Origin of the sequence: Cupriavidus sp. 30B13, assembly GCF_049059565.2 — a bacterium.
Classification (GTDB): Bacteria; Pseudomonadota; Gammaproteobacteria; order Burkholderiales; family Burkholderiaceae; genus Cupriavidus.
This window is the reverse complement of record NZ_CP188224.1, coordinates 1,771,034-1,796,400: the sequence shown is the minus strand read 5'-3', so window position 1 is coordinate 1,796,400 and position 25,367 is coordinate 1,771,034. Positions and strand designations below refer to the sequence as shown.

Annotated in this window: 18 protein-coding genes; 13 read left to right on the top strand and 5 right to left on the bottom strand. The window is 71.7% G+C overall.

The features are described 5' to 3' along the window. Window positions 1–9 precede the first annotated feature (9 nt). From ACKI2N_RS27040 to ACKI2N_RS27005, 8 genes are all read left to right on the top strand, one after another. Window positions 10–363 carry an STAS domain-containing protein gene (locus tag ACKI2N_RS27040; RefSeq protein ID WP_420991899.1) on the top strand — a complete coding sequence of 118 codons (354 nt, stop codon included), beginning with the start codon at window positions 10–12 and terminating at the stop codon, window positions 361–363. Continuing rightward, on the top strand, window positions 360–833 hold the full coding sequence (locus ACKI2N_RS27035; protein ID WP_420991897.1) for an anti-sigma regulatory factor: 474 nt from the start codon (window positions 360–362) through the stop codon (window positions 831–833). Before ACKI2N_RS27040 ends, ACKI2N_RS27035 begins: the two co-directional genes overlap by 4 nt. Window positions 834–857: 24 nt before the next feature. Next, window positions 858–1,949, top strand: coding sequence for an ATP-binding protein (locus tag ACKI2N_RS27030; RefSeq protein WP_420991896.1), 1,092 nt, complete (start codon window positions 858–860; stop codon window positions 1,947–1,949). Further along, the gene (locus ACKI2N_RS27025; RefSeq protein ID WP_420991895.1) at window positions 1,946–3,343 is read left to right on the top strand and encodes a sensor histidine kinase; all 1,398 of its coding nucleotides are present in this window, start codon (window positions 1,946–1,948) and stop codon (window positions 3,341–3,343) included. The genes ACKI2N_RS27030 and ACKI2N_RS27025 overlap by 4 nt, the downstream gene beginning before the upstream one ends. A gap of 7 nt (window positions 3,344–3,350) precedes the next feature. Continuing rightward, complete coding sequence (locus ACKI2N_RS27020) at window positions 3,351–5,297, top strand: response regulator (protein ID WP_420991894.1); 1,947 nt, start codon at window positions 3,351–3,353, stop codon at window positions 5,295–5,297. A gap of 37 nt (window positions 5,298–5,334) precedes the next feature. Continuing rightward, complete coding sequence (locus ACKI2N_RS27015; protein WP_420991893.1) at window positions 5,335–5,490, top strand: hypothetical protein; 156 nt, start codon at window positions 5,335–5,337, stop codon at window positions 5,488–5,490. Between the two features lie 377 nt (window positions 5,491–5,867). Beyond that, the gene (locus tag ACKI2N_RS27010) at window positions 5,868–6,797 is read left to right on the top strand and encodes a tripartite tricarboxylate transporter substrate binding protein (RefSeq protein ID WP_420992072.1); all 930 of its coding nucleotides are present in this window, start codon (window positions 5,868–5,870) and stop codon (window positions 6,795–6,797) included. After that, on the top strand, window positions 6,794–7,522 hold the full coding sequence (locus tag ACKI2N_RS27005) for an SDR family oxidoreductase (RefSeq protein WP_420991892.1): 729 nt from the start codon (window positions 6,794–6,796) through the stop codon (window positions 7,520–7,522). Before ACKI2N_RS27010 ends, ACKI2N_RS27005 begins: the two co-directional genes overlap by 4 nt. Before the next feature lie 57 nt (window positions 7,523–7,579). Here ACKI2N_RS27005 and ACKI2N_RS27000 read toward each other — a convergent pair whose 3' ends face one another. The 4 genes from ACKI2N_RS27000 to ACKI2N_RS26985 form a co-directional block, all read right to left on the bottom strand. Then, complete coding sequence (locus tag ACKI2N_RS27000) at window positions 7,580–8,044, bottom strand: PRC-barrel domain-containing protein (protein WP_420991891.1); 465 nt, start codon at window positions 8,042–8,044, stop codon at window positions 7,580–7,582. A gap of 3 nt (window positions 8,045–8,047) precedes the next feature. Then, the gene (locus ACKI2N_RS26995; protein ID WP_420991890.1) at window positions 8,048–8,629 is read right to left on the bottom strand and encodes a hypothetical protein; all 582 of its coding nucleotides are present in this window, start codon (window positions 8,627–8,629) and stop codon (window positions 8,048–8,050) included. 168 nt (window positions 8,630–8,797) lie between these two features. Next, window positions 8,798–9,115: a hypothetical protein gene (locus tag ACKI2N_RS26990; RefSeq protein ID WP_420991889.1), complete on the bottom strand. Its 318-nt coding sequence runs from the start codon at window positions 9,113–9,115 to the stop codon at window positions 8,798–8,800. 237 nt (window positions 9,116–9,352) lie between these two features. Beyond that, window positions 9,353–10,162, bottom strand: coding sequence for a sensor histidine kinase (locus tag ACKI2N_RS26985; RefSeq protein ID WP_420991887.1), 810 nt, complete (start codon window positions 10,160–10,162; stop codon window positions 9,353–9,355). Window positions 10,163–10,476: 314 nt separating this feature from the next. On the opposite strand from ACKI2N_RS26985, the gene ACKI2N_RS26980 reads away from it, so the two are divergent. Continuing rightward, a complete protein-coding gene (locus ACKI2N_RS26980) occupies window positions 10,477–12,969 on the top strand; it encodes a glycogen/starch/alpha-glucan phosphorylase (protein ID WP_420992071.1) in 2,493 nt (830 codons plus the stop codon). Window positions 12,970–12,992: 23 nt separating this feature from the next. Here ACKI2N_RS26980 and ACKI2N_RS26975 read toward each other — a convergent pair whose 3' ends face one another. Further along, complete coding sequence (locus ACKI2N_RS26975) at window positions 12,993–14,387, bottom strand: sigma-54-dependent transcriptional regulator (protein ID WP_420991886.1); 1,395 nt, start codon at window positions 14,385–14,387, stop codon at window positions 12,993–12,995. A 334-nt stretch (window positions 14,388–14,721) separates the two neighbouring features. Here ACKI2N_RS26975 and ACKI2N_RS26970 point away from each other — a divergent pair, with 334 nt between their 5' ends. The 4 genes from ACKI2N_RS26970 (at window position 14,722) to glgB (ending at window position 25,341) form a co-directional block, all read left to right on the top strand. Further along, entirely contained in the window at window positions 14,722–15,759 is a 1,038-nt protein-coding gene (locus ACKI2N_RS26970) for a sigma-54 interaction domain-containing protein (RefSeq protein ID WP_420991885.1), read from the top strand. A 480-nt stretch (window positions 15,760–16,239) separates the two neighbouring features. Then, window positions 16,240–19,536 carry an alpha-1,4-glucan--maltose-1-phosphate maltosyltransferase gene (locus ACKI2N_RS26965; protein ID WP_420991884.1) on the top strand — a complete coding sequence of 1,099 codons (3,297 nt, stop codon included), beginning with the start codon at window positions 16,240–16,242 and terminating at the stop codon, window positions 19,534–19,536. Then, on the top strand, window positions 19,533–23,045 hold the full coding sequence (locus tag ACKI2N_RS26960) for a putative maltokinase (protein WP_420991883.1): 3,513 nt from the start codon (window positions 19,533–19,535) through the stop codon (window positions 23,043–23,045). Before ACKI2N_RS26965 ends, ACKI2N_RS26960 begins: the two co-directional genes overlap by 4 nt. Next, window positions 23,032–25,341, top strand: a complete 2,310-nt coding sequence (glgB, locus tag ACKI2N_RS26955) for a 1,4-alpha-glucan branching protein GlgB (RefSeq protein WP_420991881.1) — start codon at window positions 23,032–23,034, stop codon at window positions 25,339–25,341. The genes ACKI2N_RS26960 and glgB overlap by 14 nt, the downstream gene beginning before the upstream one ends. Window positions 25,342–25,367: the final 26 nt, after the last annotated feature.

Below are 25,367 nucleotides of genomic sequence, written 5' to 3'. Positions count from 1 at the left end.
AGACGCGATATGGAGCGCATTCCAATCCTCCGCATGGGACGCCTGCTGCTGGTGACGATCCAGGTGGACATGCATGACCGGCTGGCCCTGACGCTGCAGGAAGACCTGTCCGAGCGCATCGTCAAGGAGCGCGCCAAGGGCGTGCTGATCGACATCTCGGCGCTGGACCTGGTCGATTCGTTCATCGGCCGCATGATCGGCAACACCGCGGCCATCGCGCGGGTGCTCGACGCCGAGACCGTGGTGGTCGGCATGCAGCCCGCGGTGGCGATCACCCTGGTCGAGCTGGGCGTCACGCTGGAAGGGGTCCGCACGGCGCTGAACGTCGAGCGTGGCATGGCCCTGCTGCAGGCCGGCACATGAACCGCCATGACGGCGACTTCGCTGGCCAGCCCTCGTGGCCGCCCCCTCCTTCCTTCGGCGCGGGCGGCGCCGCGCCCCAGCAGGTGCCGCTGCAGTCCAGCGAGGATGTGGTGCGCCTGCGCAAGCTGGTGCGCGACGCGGCCGTGGCGCAGGGCATGAGCCTGGTGGACCAGACCAAGCTGGTCACCGCGGCCAGCGAGCTGGCGCGCAACACCGTGGTCTACGGCGGCGGCGGCCACGCGGAGATCCTGCCGGTGAGCGCCGGCGGGCGGCGCGGCGTGCAGTTGCGCTTCGTCGACCGCGGCCCCGGCATCCCCGACGTGCAGGCGGCGCTGCGCGACGGCTTCACCACCGGCAACGGCATGGGGCTGGGCCTGGGCGGCGCGCGCCGGCTGTCCGACGCCTTCGACATCGTGACCGCGCCGCAGCGGGGCACCACGGTGACGATCACGCGCTATGGCGCCTTTTGAACGCGGCAACGCACGCTGGAAGACATGATGCAGATCCGAGCCTTGATCCAGGAAGCCAGCCACGTCGCCGAAGCCCGGCGCACCGTGACCGAGCTGGCCATCCGCTGCGGCTTCGGTGAAGTCGCCACCGGCAGGCTGGCGATCGCGGTGTCCGAGGCGGCCACCAATATCCTCAAGCACGCCCGCGAGGGAGAGCTGCTGATCCGCACCTTGCAGGAAGAGGTGACCGGGCCGGCCGCGCCGCAGGTCGAGGTGATCGCCATCGACCGCGGCCCGGGCATGGCCGACCTCGGCGCCAGCCTGCACGACGGCTTTTCCACCACCGGCACGGCCGGCACCGGGCTGGGCGCGATGCGCCGGCTCGCCACCGCCTTCGACATCTACAGCGCGCCCGGCAAGGGCACGGTGCTGCGCATGGCGCTGTGCCCGTCGGACCGGGCCGCCGCGCCCGAGCTGCCCGCCCTCGCGGTGGGCGCGGTGTGCCAGCCCATCGCCGGCGAGACCGAATGCGGCGACGGCTGGCATGCCAGCTCGGCGCGCGCCTTGTCCAGCCTGGTGCTGGCCGACGGCCTGGGCCACGGCCCCGACGCCGCGCGCGCGGCCGATGCCGCCCGGCGCGTGGCGGCCGCGCATGCCTTCGTCGCGCCCGCCGTGCTGATCGGCCACGCCCACGCGGCGCTGCGCGCCACGCGCGGCGCGGCGGTGGCGGCGGCGCGCATCGAGACCGAGCCCGGCACGCTGCGCTTTGCCGGCATCGGCAACATCGCCGCGTGCGTGTACTACCCGGGCACGCTGGGCGGGCGCGGCAACCGGCGCCAGCTGATCTCCCATAACGGCATCGTCGGCTACGCCATGCGCAAGGTTGCCGAGGTGGAAGCGCCGTGGCCGCCCGACACCTTGCTGGTCTTGCACAGCGACGGCCTCGGCACGCACTGGGACCTGGACGACTACCCGGGCCTGCATGCGCGCCACCCCGCCATCGTCGCGGCGGTGCTGTACCGGGACTTCTCGCGCGGGCGCGACGACGTGACCGTGATCGTGTGCCGGCGCAACAGCGAATGCACGCCGCCCGCCACGCGCGCGGACGACCTTGCCAGCCACGGAGAACGGCCATGAGGCTGCCCCTGTTCCAGCTGTCCCTGCGCGCCGACACCGACGTGGTGCTGGCGCGCCAGGCCGCGCGCGGGGCCGCGGCCGAGCTGGGCTTCTCGGCCATCGAGCAGACCGCCATCGCCACCACGGTATCGGAACTGGCGCGCCTGCTGCTGTCGATGGACGAGCCGCGCACCCTGTGCGCGGCGCTGGTGCGCGGCGAAGGCAGGCAGCGCGCCGGGCGCGAGCTGGCCATCCTGGTGGACGCGGCGCCGGCGGCCATCGCCACGCTGGCGCGCATGCTGCGCGGCGAAACCGGACCCGGCGATCCGTCCGCGCAGGCGCTGCTGCACGCCGTGGCGCTGGCCGACAACTGGTCGCTCGAGACGGTCGGCCCCGCGCGCGAGCGCCTGGCCATCCACCGGCGGCTGCCCGCGAACGCGCCCGAGCCGGCCCCGGCGGCCCTGGCCGCGCTCTCCGAACGCTGCCTGGACCGCGCCCCGGACCTGATTTCCAGCGAACTGCGCGAGCAGAACCGGGAGTTGGCCGGCACCCTGCACGAACTCGCCGCGCGCCAGCGCGAACTGGAACTGCTGGCCAACGAACTGGCCGACACCAACCGCGGCGTGGTGGCGCTGTATGCCGAACTCGACGACCGCGCCGACCGCCTGCGCGTGGCCGACGAGACCAAGAGCCGCTTCCTCTCCAACGTCAGCCACGAGTTGCGCACGCCGCTGAGCTCCATCCGCGCGCTGTCCGGCCTGCTGCTGGACCAGACCGATGGCCCGCTCAACACCGAGCAGGTGCACCAGGTGACCATGGTCCGCCACGCCGCCGAATCGCTGGCGCAACTGGTGGACGACCTGCTCGACCTGGCCAAGATCGCCTCCGGCAAGACCGAGCTGCGCTTGTCCGACTTCACGCTGGACAACACCTTCAGCGCGCTGCGCGGCATGATGCGGCCGCTCCAGCACAGCGCCGACGTGGAGCTGGTGATCGGCGCGGTGGACCAGATCCCGGCGCTGCACACCGACGAGGGCAAGCTCGCGCAGATCCTGCGCAACTTCGTCTCCAACGCGCTCAAGTACACCGAGCGCGGCGAGGTCGGCGTCGCCGCGCAATACCTGGCCGACACGGACCAGCTGGTGGTGACGGTGGCCGACACCGGCATCGGCATTTCGCCCGAGCACGTGCCGGTGGTGTTCGAGGAGTTCGCGCAGATCGCCAATCCCCTGCAGCACCGCGTCAAGGGCACCGGCCTGGGCCTGCCGCTGTGCCGCCAGCTGGCCGGGCTGCTGCGCGGCGAGATCCAGGTCCACAGCGAGGTGGGCCAGGGCTCCACCTTCACGCTGACGATTCCCGCCCACCATCCGGCGCGCACCAGCCCGGCCGCTGCATCCGATGCCCACTATCGTTGAGTTCGCCATGAACACGCCATTCCGCCCCAGCGCCGCCGCGCGCCCCCTGATCCTCAACGTCGACGACAGCGACGGCCCCCGCTACGTCAAGGGCCGCATCCTCCAGCGCGCGGGCTTCTCGGTGCTGGAGGCCGCCAGCGGACAGGCCGCGCTGTCGCTGGTGCGCCAGCACGCGCCGGACCTGGTGCTGCTCGACGTGAAGCTGCCCGACATCAACGGCCTGGAAGTATGCCGGCTGATCAAGAGCGACCCCGAGACCGCCGGCACGCTGGTGCTGCAGACCTCGGCCGCGCTGACCGAGTCGCGCCACCGCGTGCAGGCGCTCGACGGCGGCGCCGACAGCTTCCTGATCGAGCCGGTGGAAGCCGAGGAGCTGGTGTCCAGCATCAACGCGCTGCTGCGCATGCGCCGCGCCGAGGAAGCCGCGCGCCAGACCTCGCAGGCGCTGCGCGAGAGCGAGGAGCTGTTGCGCCAGCTCGCCGAGAACCTGTCCGACGTGCTGTGGATACTCGATCCCGCCGGCGGCGAGTTCCTGTTCGTCAGCCCCGCCTTCGTGCAGTTGTGGGACCGCCCGCTCGACGACTTCAAGCACAACCCGCGGCGCTGGCTGGACTGGGTACAGCCCGCCGAGCGCGAGCGCATGGCCGCGGCGTTCGAGTCGATGATGAAAAGCGGCCACATGGATGCCGAATTCCAGCTGGTGCGCGGCGACGGCGAAGTGCGCGAGGTGCGCGCGCGCGCCTTTCCGGTCTCGGACGCGGCGGGCAACTTCTACCGCGTGGCCGGCATCTACCAGGACATCACGCGGCAAAAGCGCGCCGAGCGCATGCTGCTGGAAGAAGACCGCCGCAAGGACGAGTTCCTCGCCATGCTGGCGCACGAGCTGCGCAACCCGCTGGCGCCGATGCGCAGCGCGGCCGACCTGCTGATGCGCTGCGCGCCGACGCGCGAGGACACCTTCAAGGCGCGCGACATCATCGCCCGCCAGCTGCACCATCTCACGCGCCTGGTGGACGACCTGCTCGACATCTCCCGCTTCACCCAGGGCCGCATCGTGCTGCGCGACGACGTGGTGGAGTTGCGCACCGCGCTCAACACCGCGGTGGAAGCGGTGCGCCCGCTGATCGATTCGCGTGGCCACACGCTGCGCCTGAGCGTGCCCGAAGGCCCGATGCCGGTGCGCGGCGACCTCGTGCGGCTGACCCAGATCTTCAGCAACCTGCTGCACAACGCCGCGCGCTACACCCAGCCCGACGGCCAGCTCGCGGTCGAGGTGGCCAGCGACGGCAAGCTGCTCACGGTCAAGGTGCAGGACAACGGCCCGGGCCTCTCGCCGCAGGCCCTGCTGGCCATCTTCGACCCCGCCACGGCGCATCACGGCGACAAGCGCGGCGGGACCAGCGGCCAGGAAGGAATGGGGATCGGCCTGTCGCTGGTGCAGAAGCTGGTGAAGCTGCACGGCGGCGACGTGCATGCCGAAAGCGCCGGGCCCTCGCTGGGCTGCACCTTCGTGGTCACGCTGCCGGCCCAGCCCTGGCAAAGCTGGCAGCCCGAGGCCGGCAAGCCGCGCCCGCAGCCCGGCGCGCCGCGCACGGTGATGGTGGTGGACGACAACATCGACGCGCTCGAGGCGATGGCGCTCACGCTCGAGGCCATGGGGCACACGGTGGTCACCGCCATCGACGGCCCCGCCGCCATCGTGCGCGCGGTCAAGGCGCAGCCCGACGTGATCCTGCTGGACCTGGGCATGCCGGCCATGGACGGCTACGAGATCGCCCAGCGGCTGCGCGCCATCCCCGAGCTGCAGCGCGTGCGCCTGGTGGCGCTGACCGGCTACAGCCAGCCGGCGGACCGCCTGCGCACGGCGGAGGCGGGTTTCGACCGCCACCTCGTCAAGCCGGTCGACCTGGAGGCGCTGGCGAGGATCCTCGAAGAACTGGGCGAAGCGGCCTGACCCGAGGGCGGCTTCGCGGACGAACCGGAGAAACGACATGACGGCACAGCGCTTTCACATCACGCCCGAACCCGACCCCGCGCCACCGGCGCCCGAGATCCCGCCGCCCGAGGTGCCGGACCCCGAGCCGCCCGCGCCGGTCAGCGACCCGCCGCCCGGCGACCTGCCGCCGCCGCCCCCGCAGCGGGCCTAGCAGGCCGCCGCGTCTCATCCTGTCGCGGCCGTGGCCGCCTTGCCGGGTTTCCCGGCGAGGCGGGCGGCCGCTTTCCGCTTTCCGCCTGCACTTTCGCTTTCCGCTTGCCTGACGGCAGCGCCGCGTGCCGGCGGCAGGCTGCGGCTTGGCTTTCGCCATGCGCCGAAGGGCTGCAAATCGCCAGATAATATTATCGATAACTTTGTTGATATAAACGGGGGCGCCATCTATACTCCACGCGGCACCGTCTCGCTCACGGTGAGACAGCTTCGCGACAAGAACAACACAAACACAGCCCGGCCCTTCCGCACGGGCGCAGACATGGAGACAACCGGATGAAACGCAGGCGATTTCTGGCTGCCCTCGCAGCGATCTTGATGTCGATGGCCGTGCCGTCGATGGCGCAGCAGGCGTGGCCGACCCGCCCCGTCACGCTGACCGTCATGTACGGCGCCGGCGGCTACATCGACCTGCTTGCGCGCGCGTTCGCGCAGCGCCTGGAAACGGCGCTCGGCCAGCCCGTGGTCATCATGAACCGGCCCGGCGCGCAAGGCGCGCTGGCGCTGGACCTGGCCCGGCGCCAGGCGCCCGACGGATACAACCTGACCATCGTCACGGGCTCGTCGATGGCCGTCCTGCCGCACATGATGAACGTGAACTTCACCATCGACGACTTCGCCTACGCCGGCGCGTTCGCGATGCCGCGCTACGGCGTGGCCGTGCAGGGCAAGTCGCCGTACAAGACCATGGACCAGCTGATCGCGGCGGCCAAGAGCGGGCCCGGCGTGTTCATGGGTTCGTCCTCGGCGCTCAACACGCTGATCCTGGCCGACATGAACCACCGCTTCGGCACGCACTTCGAGGTCGTCGCCTACAAGTCGGCGCCCGAGGTCTCGAATGCCCTGCTCAGCGGCCAGGTCGCGGTGATCGTCAGCAACCCGCCCGACATCGTGCCCTACCTGAAGGACGGCAAGATGCGCCTGCTGGCCTCGGCAAGCCCGGCCCGCTGGCCGCACACCCCGGAAGTCCCGACCCTCAAGGAACTGGGTTTCCATTCCATCGATGCCGATTCGTGGGTCGGCCTCGCCGTCCCCAAGGGCACGCCGAAACCGGTGCTCGCCAGGCTCGAGGCCGCGCTGCTCGATATCTGCAAGAAGAAGGACTTCCAGGAAGTCCTGGAAACCCGCGGCACCGACTCGCTGTGCGCCAGCGGTGCCGAAATGGACAATTACCTGAGAAAACGCCGCGTGGAATGGGGAGAAGCCATCCAGCGCGCCAACCTGCCCAGAGAGGAGGCCACCCGATGACATCCCGCCCCCGAGCCATACTCGTCACCGGCGCATCCAAGGGCATCGGCCTGGCCCTGAGCCAGATGCTGGCGGCCGGCGGACAGCAGGTGGTCGGACTCGCGCGCACCGCGCCCGAGCATTTTCCCGGCGATTTCCGCGCCTGCGATCTCGCCGACCTGGAAGTCACCGCCGAAGTCATGGCGGCGGTCAACGGCCAGTATTTCATTACCGGGGTCGTCAACAACGCCGGCATCGCGCTGCCGCAGAGCCTGGCCACGCTCGACTTCTCCAGCCTGGCCGCCGTGCTCGACACCAACCTGCGCGCCGCCATCCAGGTCACGCAGGCCTGCCTGCCTTCCCTGCTGGAAGCCAACGGCGGGCGCATCGTCAACGTCTGCAGCCGGGCCATCCGCGGCTCCGCCGACCGGACCGCCTATTCCGCGGCCAAGAGCGCGCTGGTGGGATGCACCCGTACCTGGGCGCTCGAGTTCGCCCGCTTCAACGTCACCTCCAATGCCGTGTCGCCCGGACCGACCGAAACCGCCCTGTTCCGCCAGAAGAGCCGGCCCGGCAGCGAGGAAGAGCGGCGCATGCTGGCCTCGATTCCGATGGGGCGCATCGGCCAGCCGGAAGAAGTGGCGTCGGTGATTGCGTTCCTGCTGTCGCCGGCGGCCGCCTACGTGACGGGGCAGGTCATCGCCGTCGATGGCGGCGGGAGCCTGGGCGGACGGCCGTCGGCTTGAGAGAAAACCCGCGGCGGGCGGCGCGCCGCGGGATAAGCAGCGCCCTGCCGCCCCGCCCTACCGCCCCACCCACGGGTCATAGCGGTCGCCCTGCCAGTACGGCGCGGCACCGTAGTACTCGTGGATGCTGGTGGCCCATTGCGAGTCGCCCATGGTCGGCCAGTGGTCCTTGTCGAACCCCGGCGCGGCCTTGAGCTTCTCCTTGTCCACGCCGAGCACGAAGCATTTGCGCCGCGTGTCCAGCGTGAGCGCGGACCACGGCACCGCGAACAGCTTTTCGCCGATGCCGAGGAAGCCGCCGAACGACAGCACGGCGTAGGCCACGCGGCCGCCGCGCACGTCGATCATGATGTGGTCGATGGTGCCGAGGTCGTCGCCGGCGGGGCCAAGCACATTGTTGCCTTCCAGCGTGTCGGCGGCCATGACGAACGGCCCGGGCCCGGCGCGGTCGGCCTCGAGCTCGCCGACGATGGCGGCACCCGGCACCGGCGCGGCGGCACGGTTGGTATCGAGCGGATTCATGGTTCAGTCCTCCTGGATGGATGACGCGCGCCCGGCGGGAACCGGCGGCGCGAGCGGATCGAAATCGGCCCAGCGGCCGTTGTTCCAGCGGCCCCGCGCGCGCTCCACGTCGCGCGCGCCGGTGGCGCGCAGGATGTCCGCGGCCTGCGCGCCGGTGTCCGGCTGCACGTGCACGGCCAGCAGCACGCCGGCGTCGCGCACGGCCTTCTCGCCGGTGTCCGGCTTGCGGCCCGCGTCCTGCCGCGCCAGCGCGAGCGCGCCGACCAGCGAGCCGAGATAGGCGCCCACGCCGGTGGCAAGCATCAGCAGCAGCGGCGCGGCGCCGAACGCGGCCAGGATGCCGACGCCCGCGATCGCGCCCGCCACCGCGCCGATGACGATGCCGCGCCCGGCGCCCAGGCCGGAGCGGCGCGCGCCGGGGTCGGCGCCGCGGTCGCCGCCGATGGGATAGCGCGCGTGCTGCCCGGGCGGGTTGACGAAGAACAGCGTCACGTCGTCTTCCGCGAAGCCGCGCGCAAACAGGCGGGCGGCCGCCTGCTCGGCAACGGGATAGGTGTCGTAACGGCCGGCAATGATCAGTGACATGGGGTCTCCTGTAGTCGGCGGGCGCGATGCCTCGGTTCCTCTTCCGGTTCCTCTTCCGGTCTCTCTTCCGGTCTCTCTTCCGGTCTCTCTTCCGGTCTCTCTTCCGGTCTCTCTCCGGCTGCCGCTATCTCCCGCCGCGCTCGTGCATGCGCCCGGGCGCGCGGCGCCTCAGTGCGCGTCGGTCTTGCCCTTGCGGTGCGCGGCCGGTTTGGCGCCGGCGGGCTGGTGCTCGCTGCCGGGCTTGAGGTGCCAGTCGGTGTCGTCGCGCGCGGTGCTGGTTTCCTTCTCGGCGTGCATGGCCGCGCTCGGCGAGATGGGATCGCTGGCGGGAAAGGTCATGTCCAGCGAGTCGTCCACCGCTTCCTGGTAAGTGGCCGGCTTCTTGTCTTTTTTCGCGCCGGCGGCGTGCTTCGCCGTGCCAGGGCTGTGGCCGCCCTTGCCGGCGTGGCCTGCGGTGGAGGGCGGCTTGGGGTGTGCCTTGGGCATGGACAGCTCCTTGAAAAGGGGGACGGACATGCTGTTCATGCAAGCGGCGGGCCAATCCGCGCGGCAAGGAGAAAACCGGCCGCTGCCGTGGGCCGGAATGCGGCCCGGGCAGGGGAAAAAGGCAGGGACAGCGAGGGCGGAGCCCGGCCATCAAGCACGCGGCCCGCAGACCCGCGGCGGCGGCGGCCGTGCAGTTTATGCCGCGGCAGGTAAAAACTACGGGCGCGCCGCGCCGCTTCAGGCGCGTGGAACGTGAAGCGGGAAGCGCACCGCGATGCACACCGAGTCGCCGTCCGCGGCGCAGCCCTGCCCCTCGGCCTCGATGCGCGCGCCGTGCGTTTCCGCCAGCCGCCGCGTCAGCATCAGCGCGGTGCCCTGGCGCGGCGCCGCCGCGCCTTCGGGCGGCGGGCGCCGCAGGAAGAAGTCGGACAGCACGGCCACGCGCTCGTGGCGGCGCGCCTCGCTGGGCACGCGGCTCTCCGTGATGCGCAGCGTGATGTGGTCCCCGCCGGGATGGAGCCGGGCCTCGACCGCGTCGCCGCCGCGCGCATGGCGGATGCAGTGGATCAGCAGGTGCCGCAGCAGCGGCGGCAGGCGGCGCGGGTCGGCATCGATGGTCATGGGCGTGCCCGCGGGCGGCGCCGCCTCGGCGGACGGCATGCCGGGCAGCGTCACGCCGCGCCCCTCGGCGAAGGGACGCACGGCCTCGATGGCCGCCAGCAGCGCGGCTTCCAGGTCCGTGCGCTGCCATTGCGGCGCGCTTTCGTCGGCCAGCAGCGCCACGGCTTCTTCCATGTGCTCGATCAGCGCGACCTGCTGCTGCATGCCGGTGCGGATGCCCGCCAGGGCCCGTTGCGCGCCGGCCGGCGGCGTGTCCAGCGTGTGGTCGAGCACGTAGGCCCAGCTCTGCACCCCGTTGAGCGCGGAGCGCAGGTCATGCGCGACCTGGCCGATCAGGCTGGCGACCTCGGCGCTGTTGCTGACCCCGCCGGCCGCCGGCGCCTCGTCTTCGCAGCCGTCGCCGGAAGGAGAATGTTGTTGCGACATCGATATTTGTCGGGCTGCATGCCCGCCCCCCTGGCCATGATGCAATAAGCATACCGCCCGCGCGGCGCTGCCGTCCGCGCGCGCCCATGCCGCAATCCGGGCACTCGCCCGGCCCGATATTGTCTAGGATCAGTAGACGTGGCCATGCCGCGTCCCACCCCGCGTGTCCCATCCGGCGCGCCGCCGCGAAGGCCGCCCACAGGAGGATCCCGATGACGGCAGATACCGAGCCGAACGCCCCGCCGCCCGACCCCAAAGGCACCCGCGGCGCGCACCATGCCGCCCCGCACGCCGGGCACGACACCCGCACCGCGATGTCCAGCGCCACCATCCGGCGCGCCTTCCTCGACCATGTGTTCTACACCCAGGGCAAGCTGCCCGGGCTGGCCAGCGGCAACGATCTGTACCAGGCGCTGGCCCATACCGTGCGCGACCGCCTCGTGCAGCGCTGGATCAGCACCGCCGAGGCCTACCTCGGGCAGCCCTCGCGCACCGTGGCCTATCTGTCGGCCGAGTTCCTGATGGGGCCGCACCTGGGCAACAACCTGGTCAACCTGGGCATCTTCGACGAGGTGCGCGAGGCCATGACCGAACTGGGGCTGGACCTCGACGAGATCCTCGCGCAGGAGGAGGAGCCGGGCCTGGGCAACGGCGGCCTGGGCCGGCTCGCGGCCTGCTTCATCGATTCGCTGGCCACGCTGGAGATGCCGGCGCTGGGCTACGGCATCCGCTACGAGTACGGCATCTTCCACCAGTCCATCGTCGACGGGCAGCAGGTGGAAAGCACCGACACCTGGCTGCGCAACGGCAACCCGTGGGAAATCCAGCGCTCGGAATGGGCGGTGCAGGTCAAGCTCGGCGGCCACACCGAGCGTTACACCGACGACCGCGGGCACTACCGCGTGCGCTGGGTGCCGGACAAGACCGTGGTGGGCGTGCCGTTCGATTCGCCGATCCTGGGCTACCGCGTCAATACCGTCAACACGCTGCGCCTGTGGCGCGCGGAGGCCACCGAGGCGTTCGACTTCAACGTGTTCAACCGCGGCGACTACCTCGGCGCGGTCAGCAAGAAGGTCACCTCGGAGAACCTGACCAAGGTGCTCTACCCCAACGACGAGACCCAGCAGGGCAAGGAGCTGCGGCTGGAGCAGCAGTACTTCTTCGTCTCCTGCTCGCTGCAGGACATGCTGCGCCTGCTCGACGCGCACGGCATCCCGCTCACGCGCTTTCACGAGAAATTCGCGGTGCAGCTCAACGACACGCATCCGTCGATCGGCATCGCCGAGCTGATGCGGCTGCTGGTGGACGACCACGACCTGCCGTGGGACCAGGCCTGGGACATCACGCGCCAGGCCTTCGCCTACACCAACCACACGCTGCTGCCCGAGGCGCTGGAGCGCTGGCCGCTGCCGCTGTTCGCGCGCATCCTGCCGCGCCACCTGGAGATCATCTACGAGATCAACGCGCGCTTTCTCGACGAGGTGCGCATCCGCTTCTACGGCGACGCGTCGCGCCTGGCGCGCCTGTCGCTGATCGACGAGCACCCGCCGCGCTACGTGCGCATGGCCCACCTGGCCTGCGTCGGCAGCCATGCCATCAACGGCGTGGCCGAGCTGCACTCGCGCCTGATGCAGCAGGACGTGCTCAAGGACTTCCACGAGATGTGGCCGGAGAAATTCACCAGCGTCACCAACGGCGTCACGCCGCGCCGCTGGATCGCGCTGGCCAACCCGCGCCTGACCCGGCTGGCGTGCGACGCCATCGGCGACGGCTGGATCCGCGACCTGTCCGGGCTGCGCGCGCTGGAGCCCTACGCCGACGATCCCGCCTTCCGCCAGCAATGGCAGGCCGCGCGGCGCGCCAACAAGGTGGACCTGGCGGCCGTGATCCGCGACTGCACCGGCGTGGCGGTGGACCCGGACTCGATGTTCGACGTGATGGTCAAGCGCATCCACGAATACAAGCGCCAGCACCTGGCGGTGCTGCACATCGTGGCGCTGTACCACCGCATCAAGTCGGACCCGCACGCGGAGATCGCGCCGCGCACCTTCCTGTTCGCGGGCAAGGCCGCGCCCGGCTATCACTACGCCAAGCTGATGATCCGCTTCATCACCGCGGTGGGCGAGGTGGTCAACCGCGACCCGCAGGTGCGCGACCGGCTCAAGGTGGTGTTCCTGCCCAACTTCAACGTGACCTACGGCCAGCGCATCTACCCGGCGGCCGACCTGTCGGAGCAGATCTCGCTGGCGGGCAAGGAGGCCTCGGGCACCGGCAACATGAAGTTCGCCATGAACGGGGCCATCACCATCGGCACCATGGACGGCGCCAACATCGAGCTGCGCGACCATATCGGCGCCGACAACTTCTTTCCGTTCGGGCTGACCGCCGCCGAGGTCTACGCGCTGAAGGCGGCCGGCTACCGTCCCGCGACCTTCTACGACGGCAACGCCGAATTGCGCGCCGTGATCGGGCTGGCGCGCCAGGGCTTCTTTTCCAAGGGAGACGCGGCCGTGTTCCAGCCGCTGTTCGACGGCCTGCTGCAGCACGACCCCTACCTGCTGCTGGCGGATTTCGCGTCCTACCTGCATTGCCAGCAGGACGTCGGCGCGGCCTTCGCCGACCAGGAGCGCTGGCAGCGCATGTCGGTGCTGTCGTCGGCGCGCTCCGGGCATTTTTCTTCCGACCGCGCCATCCGGGAATACTGCGCGCGCATCTGGCACGTGCGGCCGGTGCCGGTGCCGCTGCTGCAGCAGGCCGGCGACGGCCTGGCCGCGCAGCGCCGGCGCCGCCAGCTGGCCAATGCGTGAATCCGGGCCGCCATGCGCCAGCGCTAGCAGGGCGGCGCCGGGCTGCTGCCGTTGGCGCGCAGCGATTCGGGCAGCTCGCCGCGCGAGGCGTATTCTTCCAGCCGGTTGTAGAGCGTCTTGAGGCTGATGCCGAGGATCTCGGCGGCGTGCTTCTTCACGCCCGAGCATTGCTCCAGCGTGGCGAAAATCAGCTGGCGGTCCGCGTCGGCCAGCGACATGCCCACCGGCACCGACACCATCGCGGTGGCCGACGAGGTGGTGGCCGCCACCTGCAGCGGCACGTGGGCGTCGGCGATCAGGTCCTGGTCGGCCATGATGTAGGCGCGCTGCACGAAGTTGCGCAGCTCGCGCACGTTGCCGGGCCAGGCATGCAGCAGCAGGCTGTCGAGCAGCTCGGGCGCAAAGCGGCGCTGCGTGCCGTGCTCGCCGTTCATCTGCTCGAGCAGCGTGTTGGCGATCTGCACCACGTCGTCGCCGCGCGCGCGCAGCGGCGGCAACTCGACCGGGAACACGTTGAGGCGGTGGTAGAGATCGGCGCGCAGCTTGCCGTCGGCCACCGCTTCCTCCGGATTGCGGTTGGTGGCCGCCACCACGCGCACGTCGGCGTGCAGCTCGCGGTTGGTGCCGACCCGCATGAACGCGCCGGACTCCAGCACGCGCAGCAGCTTGACCTGCAGCTCCACCGGCATCTCGGTGATTTCGTCGAGGAACAGCGTGCCGCCGTTGGCCCGCTCGAAATAGCCCTTGTGCTGGCGCTCGGCGCCGGTGAAGCTGCCGCGCTCGTGGCCGAACATCTCGGATTCGATCAGCGTGGGCGAGATCGCGCCGCAGTTCACCGCCAGGAACGGCTGGCGCCGGCGCGCCGAGAGTTCGTGCAGGGTCTGCGCGGCCAGTTCCTTGCCGGTGCCGCTCTCGCCCACCAGCAGCACGGTGGCCTCGGTGGGCGCCACGCGGCTGAGCTGGTCGTAGACCACCTGCATGGCCTCCGAGCTGCCCAGCAGGCGGCCGAAGCGGCCGTAGCGGCGCAGCTCGCCGCGCAGGGAATGGATTTCCGCCTTGAGGTCGCCGGTGGTGGCGATGCGCTTGAGGATGGTGCGCAGCCGGGTCACGTTGATCGGCTTGACGAGGTAGTCGGTGGCGCCCAGGCGCAGCGCGTCGACGGCCGACTCCACGCTGGCGTAGCCGGTCATCAGGATCACCTCCACGCCGGCCGTGCCCACCTCGCTGAACAGGTCCATGCCGCTGCCGTCGGGCAGCTTGAGATCGGCCAGCACCGCGTCCGGCATCTGCCAGCCGATCTGCAGGCACGCCTCGCGCAGGTCGCCCGCGGTGGCCGAGGTAAAGCCTTCGGCCGCCACGATTTCCGACAGCGCAGCACAGGTATTTTCGTCGTCGTCGACGATCAGGATGTGAGGCATATCTTCCGTAGGGGGGCGCCATCGACCAACGCGGAGGCGCCATGCCACAAGCCATGAGCAAAGCGCCGGAGAGCCCCCGCTGGCGCGGCAGCAGCCAGGCCGGAGCGAATCGCGGCGCCGAAGGAAAAACCGGGGTATGAGGTATTTTATGCGGGCATGCCGCGCTGCGATACCGGTGTCTGTCTGACAACGCCACGCGCTGGAAAACAAGTTGGGACTTTGTGCGCAAAAGGGTGGACCTCATGCCGCCGCAGGCGCTAGCATTGGGCCAGACCGTCGCGCAGCCGCAGGCGCCTCCTGCCCGCGGCGCAGCCCCGCCCCCTTGCCACTGCCGATGCCAAGCAGCCTACCCGACGCCTCCGCCACCGCCTCCGCCGCCGAACGCGCCCCCACGCAGCCGGCGGGCGGCAAGCCGCGCCCGGTGGTCCAGGGCCCGGTGGCGCTGCTGTGGCAAAGCGCATCGCCCGCCATGCAGCACCTGCTGACGCAGGTGGACCGCGTGGCCGCCACCGAAGTCACCATGCTGGCGGTGGGCGAAAGCGGCACCGGCAAGGAACTGGTGGCGCGCGCCGTGCACGAGCGCAGCGCGCGCCGCGGCGGCCCGTTCGTGGCGGTGAACTGCGGCGCGATTCCGCCCACGCTGATCGAGTCCGAGCTGTTCGGCCACGAAAAAGGCGGCTTCACCGGCGCCGTGCAGCAGAAGGCGGGCTATTTCGAGCAGGCGCGCGGCGGCACGCTGTTTCTCGACGAAGTCACGGAAATGGCGCCGGACATGCAGATCAAGCTGCTGCGCGTGCTCGAGACCCGGACTTTCCACCGCGTCGGCGGCGACACCCAGATCGCGTGCGACGTGCGCATCCTCGCGGCCACCAACCGCGACCCGGTCGAGGCGGTGCGCGAAGGCCAGTTGCGCGAGGACCTGCTCTACCGGCTCGCCGTGTTCCCCTTGCATATCCCGCCGCTGCGCGAGCGCGGCGAGGACATCGCCCTGCTCGCCCGCCACTTCCTGGCCGAATTCAACGCCATCGAAGGCACCGACAAGACCTTCTCGGCCACCGCCGTGGAACGCCTGCGCCATTACGGCTGGCCCGGCAACGTGCGCGAACTCAAGAACACCGTGTACCGCGCCTTTATCCTGGCCGACCGCGTGATCGACATCGCCAACCCCAACATCGCCGCCCAGCCGCCGCGCCCGGCCACGCTGGACGGCGTGGTCAACGTGCGCATCGGCACGTCGCTGGCCGATGCCCAGCGCGAGATCATCCTCGCCACGCTGGCCCGCTACGACGGCGACAAGCGCCAGGCGGCGCACGCGCTCGGCATCAGCCTCAAGACGCTCTACAACCGGCTCGACAGCTACCGCGCCGGCTGAGGCCGCGCACGGCACTTCCGTTCCCGGCCGGCCCGTGGTGCCGCCCCTTCCCGCTTTTTCCCTGACTGCCCGGCGCGCCCGGTAGTTTTTACACGCGCGGCGCACTGCACTGCATCACAAGTCGCCCGCGCGCACCTTCGCCAATCGGGCGCGCGGCCTTGCCCCGCCCGGCGCGGCGGCCATCGGGCCCGCTCCGTGGCCACGCCTGGCACGCGCTTCGCATGACAGCCGGATGCGCAGTGGTTCTCCGCAATGCAGCAAACGGCGCCGCCCCCACCGCGGCGTCCGCGGCAGCACCCAGCCAAGCCCTCTCACCTGTGCCATCGCGGTATCCGCGGGCGGATGCCGAAGGAGTTCCATCTTGAACCCGAGCATGCTATTGGCCGCCGCCGGGGCAATCCCGCCGGCCCGAACCGGAAGCCCTGGCGAAGTGATCCCGGCGCGTGCGCCGCGGCGTGCAGGCAACCGGCGAGGATAGACGTGCGCATCTGCCAGATCGACCTGTCCCCCGCCCGGCTTGACGGCGCGCCCGACGCCGACGCGCTGGCCCGCGCCGCGGCGCTCGGCTTCGATCACGTGCTGCTGGCCGGCTGGCCGGTGCTCCATGCGCAGGCGCCGACACTGGCGCGGGCGGTCGCCGCCTGCCAGGCGCACGGCTTGTCCTGCCTGCTCGAACTGGCGCTGGACCGCCACCCCGACGGCAGCGCCGCGCTCGACCCGGCCTGGCGCGAGCCCGCGGGCCTGGCCGCCGACCCGCGCGACACCGACAACCACCTGCCCGGCGCGCGCCTGCGCTGGCATGACCCGCAGGTCGCGGCGGCGCTGGTGCCGTGGTGGGGCGAACAGTTGCGCGTGCCGGTGGCCGCCGGCGTGGCCGGCTTCGTCTGCCGCGCCCCGGCGCGCGTGGCCGGCCGGCACTGGGCGGCGCTGACCGCCGGCGCGCGGCGCGCCTCGCCGGGCCGCCACGTGACCTTCCTGGCGTGGACGCCGGGCCTCGGCCCCGCGCAACTGGACGACCTCGCCGGCGGTGGCTTCGACGGCGCCTTCTGCTCGCTGCCGTGGTGGGATTACCGCAGCGCCTGGCTGGCCGAGGAAATCGCCCGGCTGCGCCCGTTCGGGCGCGTGCTGGCCGCCGCGGCGCTGGAAGCGGGCGGCAGCGACGCGCTGGCCGCGCGCCGCGCCTTGTGGGCCGCCGCCGCCATCGGCGACGGCCTGCTGGTGCCGGCCGGCTTCGAGGCCGGCGGCGACGGCGAGGACACCCCGCCCTACGACCTCTCGCACGAGGTGATCCACGCCAATGCCTGGCTGGCCGCCTGGGGCGAGACCCCGGCGCGCACCCTGCGCCACGTCAGCAGCGGCGACGCGCCGCTGACCGTGCTCGCGCGCACCGCCGCCGGCAGCGCCGGCGCTGCCCCCGTCACGCTGGCCATCGTCATCAACCCCGACACCGAGCAGGCCGCCTCGCTCGGCGTCGACCGCATCGCCGCCGCGCTGCCGGCCGGCGCCGGCACGCTGCTGCCGGCCGACGGCGGCCCCGGCGGCGCGGACGCGGCGGCCGGCAGCGGCGGCTTCCTGCTGGACGCGATGGCCACCATCGCCCTCGCGCCGGCCGGCATCCAGCTCTACCAGGCCGTGCCGGGCCCGGCGCAGGCGGCGCCGGCGCGCCGCAACGGCAAGCGCGTGGCGGCCGCCGTGCGCGCCACGCTGGAAAAAAGCGTGGCCGCCGCGCTGCAGGCGCCGCGCATCGCCATCGAGAACGTGGCGCCGGCCTGCGACGCGGGCCGCTTCGCGGTGCGGCGCGTGGCGGGCGAGCGTGTCGAGGTGGAGGCCGACATCTGGATGGACGGCCACGACAAGCTCGCCGCCGTCCTGCTGTGGCGCGGCCCCGGCGAGCAGGACTGGCAGGAAGCGCCGCTGCTGCCCGGCGTCAACGACCGCTGGCACGGCAGCTTTCCGCTGCGCGGCATGGGGCGCCACGAATTCACCGTGGAAGCATGGCGCGACACCTTCGCCAGCTGGTGCGACGAGGTCACCAAGAAAAAGCAGGCCGGCGTCGACGTGACGCTGGAAATCGAGGAAGGCGCGCGCCTGGTGGCCGCCACCGCCGGCGCCACCAGGGACACCCAGGCCGCGGTGCACGCCATCGCAGGCGAGCTGCGGCAAGGCGGCGGCGATGGCCCGGGCGATGCCGCCGCCGGTCCCGCGCACGACATGCACCGCCTCGAACTCCTGCTCTCGCCGCGCACGCGCGCGGCCATGCAGGCCGCGGACCCACGCCCGTTCGCCACGCGCCACCCGGCGGCGCTGCCGGTGGAAGCCGACCGCCTGGCGGCGCGCTTCGCCAGCTGGTACGAGCTGTTCCCGCGCTCGCAGAGCGGCGACGCGCAGCGCCACGGCACCTTCGACGACGTGATCGCGCGGCTGCCGGCGATCCGCGCGATGGGCTTCGACGTGCTCTACTTCCCGCCCATCCACCCGATCGGCCGCACCCACCGCAAGGGCCGCAACAACAGCCTGCGCGCCGCGCCCGGCGACCCGGGCAGCCCGTACGCGATCGGCGCGGAGGAAGGCGGGCATGACGCCATCCACCCCGAGCTGGGCACCTTCGACGACTTCCGCCGCCTGCGCGACGCCGCCGCGGCGGCCGGCCTGGAACTGGCGCTGGACTTCGCCATCCAGTGCTCGCCCGACCATCCGTGGCTGCGCGAGCACCCGGAATGGTTCGCCCACCGCCCCGACGGCTCGCTGCGCTACGCCGAGAACCCGCCCAAGAAATACGAGGACATCGTCAACGTCGATTTCTACTGCGCGCCGCCGGCCGACGCCGCGCTGTGGACCGCGCTGCGCGACGTGGTGATGTTCTGGGCCGGCCAGGGGGTGCGCATCTTCCGCGTGGACAACCCGCACACCAAGCCGCTGCCGTTCTGGGAATGGATGATCGCCGAGGTGCGCGCGCGCTACCCCGACGCGCTGTTCCTGGCCGAAGCCTTCACGCGGCCCAAGATGATGGCGCGCCTGGCCAAGCTCGGCTTCAGCCAGTCGTACACCTACTTCACCTGGCGCAACCACAAGCGCGAGCTGACCGAGTACATGACCGAGCTGACGCAGGGGCCGCTGCGCGAATACTTCCGCCCGCATTTCTTCGTCAACACGCCCGACATCAACCCGTATTTCCTGCACGACAGCGGCCGCCCCGGCTTCCTGATCCGCGCCGCGCTGGCCGCGCTGCTGTCCGGGCTGTGGGGCGTGTACAGCGGCTTCGAGCTGTGCGAAGGCACGCCGGTGGTGGCCGGCGGCGTGCCCAAGGAGGAATACCAGGACTCCGAGAAATACCAGTTGCGCGCGTGGGACTGGCAGCGCCCGGGCAACATCGTGGCCGAGATCTCGCGCCTGAACGCCATCCGCGCCAGCCAGCCGGCGCTGCAGAGCCACCTCGGCCTGCGCTTCTACCACGCCAGCGACGACGCGGTGCTGTACTTCGCCCGCTTCGTGCCGCGCGCGGCGCCCGCGCCGGGCGCGCCGCCGCCGCCCGGCGCCTTCGACGGCGAAGTGCTGCTGGTCGCCATCAGCCTGGATCCGCGCGCCGCGCGCGAGGCCGCCATCGAGCTGCCGCTGTGGGAATGGGGCCTGCCCGACCACGGCGCGCTGCACGCCGAAGACCTGATGCACGGCCCGCGCTTCACCTGGCGGGGCAAGCACCAGCGCATCCGCCTGGACCCGCACGCGCTGCCGTTCGCGCTGTGGCGGGTGCGGCCGCTGCGCGAGGAGACCGCATGAAACGCCTGACCGAACCGGGCAACGCCGCGCTGCTCAACGCCGATCCGCTCTGGTACAAGGACGCCGTCATCTACCAGTTGCACATCAAGTCCTTCTTCGACGCCAACGGCGACGGCGTGGGCGACTTCGCCGGCCTGTCCGCCAAGCTCGACTACCTCGTCAACCTCGGCGTGGACACCATCTGGCTGCTGCCGTTCTATCCGTCGCCGCGCCGCGACGACGGCTACGACATCGCCGACTACCGCAACGTGCACCCCGACTACGGCACGCTGGGCGAGGCGCGCCGCTTCGTGGCCGCGGCGCACGCGCGCGGCCTGCGCGTGATCACCGAGCTGGTCATCAACCACACCTCGGACCAGCACCCGTGGTTCCAGCGCGCGCGCCGGGCCAAGCCGGGCTCGGCCGCGCGCAACTACTACGTGTGGTCGGACACCGACCAGGCCTATGCCGGCACCCGCATCATCTTCTGCGACACCGAGAAGTCGAACTGGAGCTGGGACCCGGTGGCGGGCGCGTATTTCTGGCACCGCTTCTACTCGCACCAGCCCGACCTGAACTTCGACAACCCGCAGGTGCTGCGCGAGGTGATGTCGGTGATGCGCTTCTGGCTGGACATCGGCGTGGACGGGCTGCGCCTGGACGCCGTGCCCTACCTGGTCGAGCGCGAAGGCACCACCAACGAAAACCTGCCCGAGACCCACGCCGTCATCAAGCAGATCCGCGCCCACCTCGACGCCGAATACAAGGGCCGCCTGCTGCTGGCCGAGGCCAATATGTGGCCCGAAGACGCGCAGCAGTACTTCGGCGGCCCCGGCGCGCCGGCCGCCTCCACCGCGCCGATCTCGCCCGCGGTGGCGCTGCGCACGCACGCGCCCGCGCAGCCCGGCGCCGGCCCGGCCGCTCCCGCGGCGCAACCGGCGGGCAACGCCGGCGAGCTGAGCAACGAGGGCACCGCCGCGCTCGGCGACGAATGCCACATGTCCTTCCACTTCCCGCTGATGCCGCGCATGTACATGGCGATCGCGCGGGAGGACCGCTTCCCCATCACCGACATCATGCGGCAGACGCCGGAGATCCCGCCCAACTGCCAGTGGGCCATCTTCCTGCGCAACCACGACGAGCTGACGCTGGAAATGGTGACCAGCTCCGAGCGCGACTACCTGTGGGAGGTCTACGCCTCCGACCGGCGCGCGCGCATCAACCTCGGCATCCGGCGGCGCCTCGCGCCGCTGATGGAGCGCGACCGCCGCCGCATCGAGCTGATGAACAGCCTGCTGTTCTCCATGCCGGGCACGCCGGTGATCTACTACGGCGACGAGATCGGCATGGGCGACAACATCCACCTGGGCGACCGCGACGGCGTGCGCACGCCCATGCAGTGGTCGCCCGACCGCAACGGCGGCTTTTCCCACGCCGACCCCGAGCGCCTGGTGCTGCCGCCGCTGCAAGGCCCGCTGTACGGCTACGAGGCCGTTAACGTGGAAGCGCAGACGCGCGACCCGCACTCGCTGCTCAACTGGATGCGCCGCATGCTCGCGCTGCGCCGCCAGCACCATGCGTTCGGGCGCGGCACGCTGCGCTTCCTGTTCCCCGGCAACCGCAAGATCCTGGCCTACCTGCGCGAATTCGAAGGCGAGCACATCCTGTGCGTGGCCAACCTGGCGCGCGCGCCGCAGGCGGTGGAGCTCGACCTGTCCGCCTTCGCCGGCCGCGTGCCGGTGGAAATGCTGGGCGCCACGCCCTTTCCCGCGATCGGCCAGCTCACCTACCTGCTGACGCTGCCGCCGTACGGCTTCTACTGGTTCGTGCTCAGTGACGAAGCCCAGCCCCCTGCCTGGCACGTGGACGCCCCCGAACAAATGCCGGACCAGATCACCCTGGTGATGCAGAACACCGCCAACGCCGAACTCACCGAAGCCTCCCGCCGCACGCTGGCCAACGAGGTACTGCCCCACTACATCGGACGGCGCCGCTGGTACGGCGCCAAGGGCGAGCGCATCCGCAGCGTGGGCATCGCCTACGCCATCCCGTTCGCGCAGGGCGCGGCCGGCGAGGAAACCTACCTGTGCGAGATGGAACTGGCGCTGGAAGGCCGCACCACCTGCTACCAGCTGCCGGTGGCGCTGCTGTGGGACCGCGACGGCGCCGCCGAAGGGGCCTCGCAGCTGGCGCACTCGCTGTCGATGGCGCGCGTGCGCAAGGGCAGCCGCGTGGGCCTGGTGACCGATGCGTTCGCGGTGGAGTGCTTCGCGCGCGAGGTGGTGCGCGCGCTGCGCGCCGGGCGCGAGCTGCCCAGCCCGCGCGGCCCCATCCATTTCCGCGGCGAGCCCGCGCTGGCGGGCCTGCCGCTGGACACCGACGAGGTCCAGTGGATGTCGGCCGAGCAGTCCAACAGCTCGCTGTCGTACAACAACACCGCGGTGCTCAAGCTGGTGCGCCGGCTGGCCGGCGGCGTCCACCCGGAAGCCGAGGTGACCCGCTACCTGACCGAGCACGGCTACCGCAACGCCGCGCCGCTGCTGGGCGAGGTGGTGCGCACCGGGCTGGACGGCACCCCGCACACGCTGATGCTGCTGCAAGGCTACATCCTCAACCAGGGCGACGCGTGGGGCTGGACGCTGGACTATATCGGCCGCGCCATCGACGACGCGGTGCCGTCCGAGGACTGCGAGGACGAGTTCGCCGAAGCCCTCAACGGCTATGCCGCGCTGGCCGGCACGCTGGGCCAGCGCCTGGCGGAAATGCACACCGTGCTGGCGCGGCCCAGCGACGACCCCGCCTTCGCCCCCGAGCCCGCCGGCCAGGCGCAGGCGCAGCAATGGGCCGAGCAGGCGCTGGCCGAACTGGACCGCGCCATGGACCTGCTGGAAAAGCGCGCCGGCGAGTTGGGCGGGCAGGCCCGCAACGACCGCTTCGCCGCCGACATCGACACCCTGCTGGCGGGCCGCCGGCACTTGCCCGCGGTGGTGGCGCGCTTGGCCGCCGCCGCGCCGGGCAGCCTGCAGACGCGCATCCACGGCGACTTCCACCTCGGCCAGGTGCTGGTGGCGCAGAACGACACCTACCTGGTCGATTTCGAAGGCGAGCCGGGCCTGCCGCTGGCGTGGCGCCGCCGCAAGACCTCGCCGCTGCGCGACGTGGCCGGGCTGCTGCGCTCGCTCGACTACGCCGCCGCCACGGTCGGCACCGACCGCCACGAACGCACCCACGCCGCGCTGCCGCCGGCCCTGACCCAGCGCCGCGAGATGCTGCTGGACCGCTTCCGCCAGACCGCCGGCGAGGCCTTCCTGGCCGGCTACCGGCAGGTGGCCGCGGCCGCCGCGCAGCCGTGGGTGGAGCCGAAACAGGCGCAGGATCTGCTCGACCTGTTCCTGCTCGAGCGCGCGGCCTACGAAGTGGGCTACGAGGCCGCCAACCGCGTGGCCTGGATCGACCTGCCGGTCAACGGGCTGGCGCGGCTGGTGCGCAAGCTGTCCGGCGCCACCGGGGACACCGATGAGCAAGACTGAAAGCGCGCCGCCGCGCGCCGCGCGTGCCGCCGCCAGGGCGCCCGCCCCGAGCGCGGCACCCTCGCCGGCGGCCTTGCCGGCGGCCGATGCCGAAGCCCTGCTCGCCGCGCGCCATGGCGACCCGTTCGCGGTGCTCGGCCCCCACGCCGAGGCGGGCGCCACCACGGTGCGCGCCTGCCTGCCGGGCGCGCGCGCGGCTTGGCTCGCCGCGCCCGACGGCACGCACCTGGCCGACCTGGAACGGCTGCACCCGGGCGGCATCTTCGCCGGCGTGCTGCCCGGCGCGGCCGCTGCCAGCGGCGCCGCGGACTACCGCCTCGGCCTGCGCTGGCCCGACGGCAGCGAGCAGCTCAGCGCCGATCCGTACGCGTTCGGCACCCTGCTGGGCGACCTCGACCTGCACCTGATCGCCGAAGGCCGCCACTTCGAGCTGGGCCGCTGCCTGGGCGCGCAGGCGCAGGAGCTGGGCGGCATGGCCGGCGTGCGCTTCGCGGTGTGGGCGCCCAATGCGCGGCGCGTCTCCGTGATCGGCGACTTCAACGGCTGGAGCCCGGCGCGCCATCCCATGCGCCTGCGCCACGGCGCCGGCGTGTGGGAGCTGTTCGTCCCGGCCGCCATGGGCGCCGCGCCCGGCAGCCGCTACAAGTTCGACCTGCTCGGCCCGCACGGCCAGCCGCTGCCCGACAAGGCCGACCCGCTGGCGCTGGCCACCGAGGCGCCGCCGGCCACCGCCTCGGTCGTCACCGCGCCCGGCGCCTCGGCGCCGCCCTTCGCCTGGACCGACCAGGACTGGATGCGCCGGCGCGCCGCCACCGACCCGCGCGCCGCGCCGATGTCGATCTACGAGCTGCACGTGCTGTCCTGGCTGCGCGAGGTCAACGACCCGGTGCGTGGCTGGGAGCGGCTGGCCGCGCGGCTGCTGCCCTATGTGCGCGAACTCGGCTTCACCCACATCGAGCTGCTGCCGGTGATGGAGCATCCGTTCGGCGGCTCGTGGGGCTACCAGCCGCTGTCGCTGTTCGCGCCCACCGCGCGGCTGGGCCCGCCGCAAGCCTTCGCCGCCTTCGTCGACCGCTGCCACGAGGCCGGCATCGGCGTGATCCTGGACTGGGTGCCGGCGCACTTCCCCACCGACCCGCACGGCCTGGCGCAGTTCGACGGCACCGCGCTGTACGAATACCAGGACCCGCGCGAAGGCTTCCACCAGGACTGGAACACGCTGATCTACAACCTGGGCCGCAACGAGGTGCGCGGCTTCATGCTGGCCAGCGCGCTGCACTGGCTGGAGCACTACCACATCGACGGCCTGCGCGTGGACGCGGTGGCCTCCATGCTCTACCGCGACTACAGCCGCGAGGCCGGCCAGTGGCTGCCCAACCGCTTCGGCGGGCGCGAGAACCTGGAAGCGGTGGCCTTCCTGCGCGAGCTCAACACCGTGGTGCGCGAGCGCTGCCCGGGCGCCATGACCATCGCCGAGGAGTCCACCGCCTGGCCCGGCGTGACCGCGCCCGTGCAAAGCGGCGGCCTCGGCTTCACCTTCAAGTGGAACATGGGCTGGATGCACGACTCGCTGCGCTACCTGTCGTACGACCCGGTGCACCGCGCCTGGCATCACCAGGACATGACCTTCGGCATGGTCTACGCCTGGTCCGAGGCGTTCGTGCTGCCGATCTCGCACGACGAGGTGGTGCACGGCAAGGGCTCGATGATCGGCAAGACGCCGGGCGACCGCTGGCAGCGCTTCGCCAACCTGCGCGCCTACTACGGCTTCATGTGGACCCACCCGGGCAAGAAGCTGCTGTTCATGGGCACCGAGTTCGCCCAGTGGCGCGAGTGGAACCACGACACCGAGCTGGACTGGACGCTGCTGGAGCAGCCCGAACACCGCGGCATGCAGGCGCTGGTGCGCGACCTCAACCGCCTGCACCGCGCGCTGCCGGCGCTGCACGCGCTGGACCACCGCCCCGAAGGCTTCAGCTGGGTGGTGGGCGACGACAGCCGCAACAGCGTGTTCGCCTACCTGCGCCGCGCCGCGCCGGGCAGCCGCGACGTGGTGCTGGCGGTGGTCAACATGACGCCCGTGGTGCGCCACGGCTACCGCCTGGGCGTGCCCTTCGCCGGACGCTGGCTGGAATGCCTGAACACCGACGCGGCCTGCTATGGCGGCAGCAACGTCGGCAACGGCGGCGAGGTGCCGGCCGCCGACGAACCTTCGCACGGGCAGCCCGCCTCGCTCGTCCTCACCATCCCGCCGCTGGCCACGCTGGTGCTGCGCTACGCCGACCCTGGAGCCTGACCTTGCCCCTCGCCCCCGCCACCCGC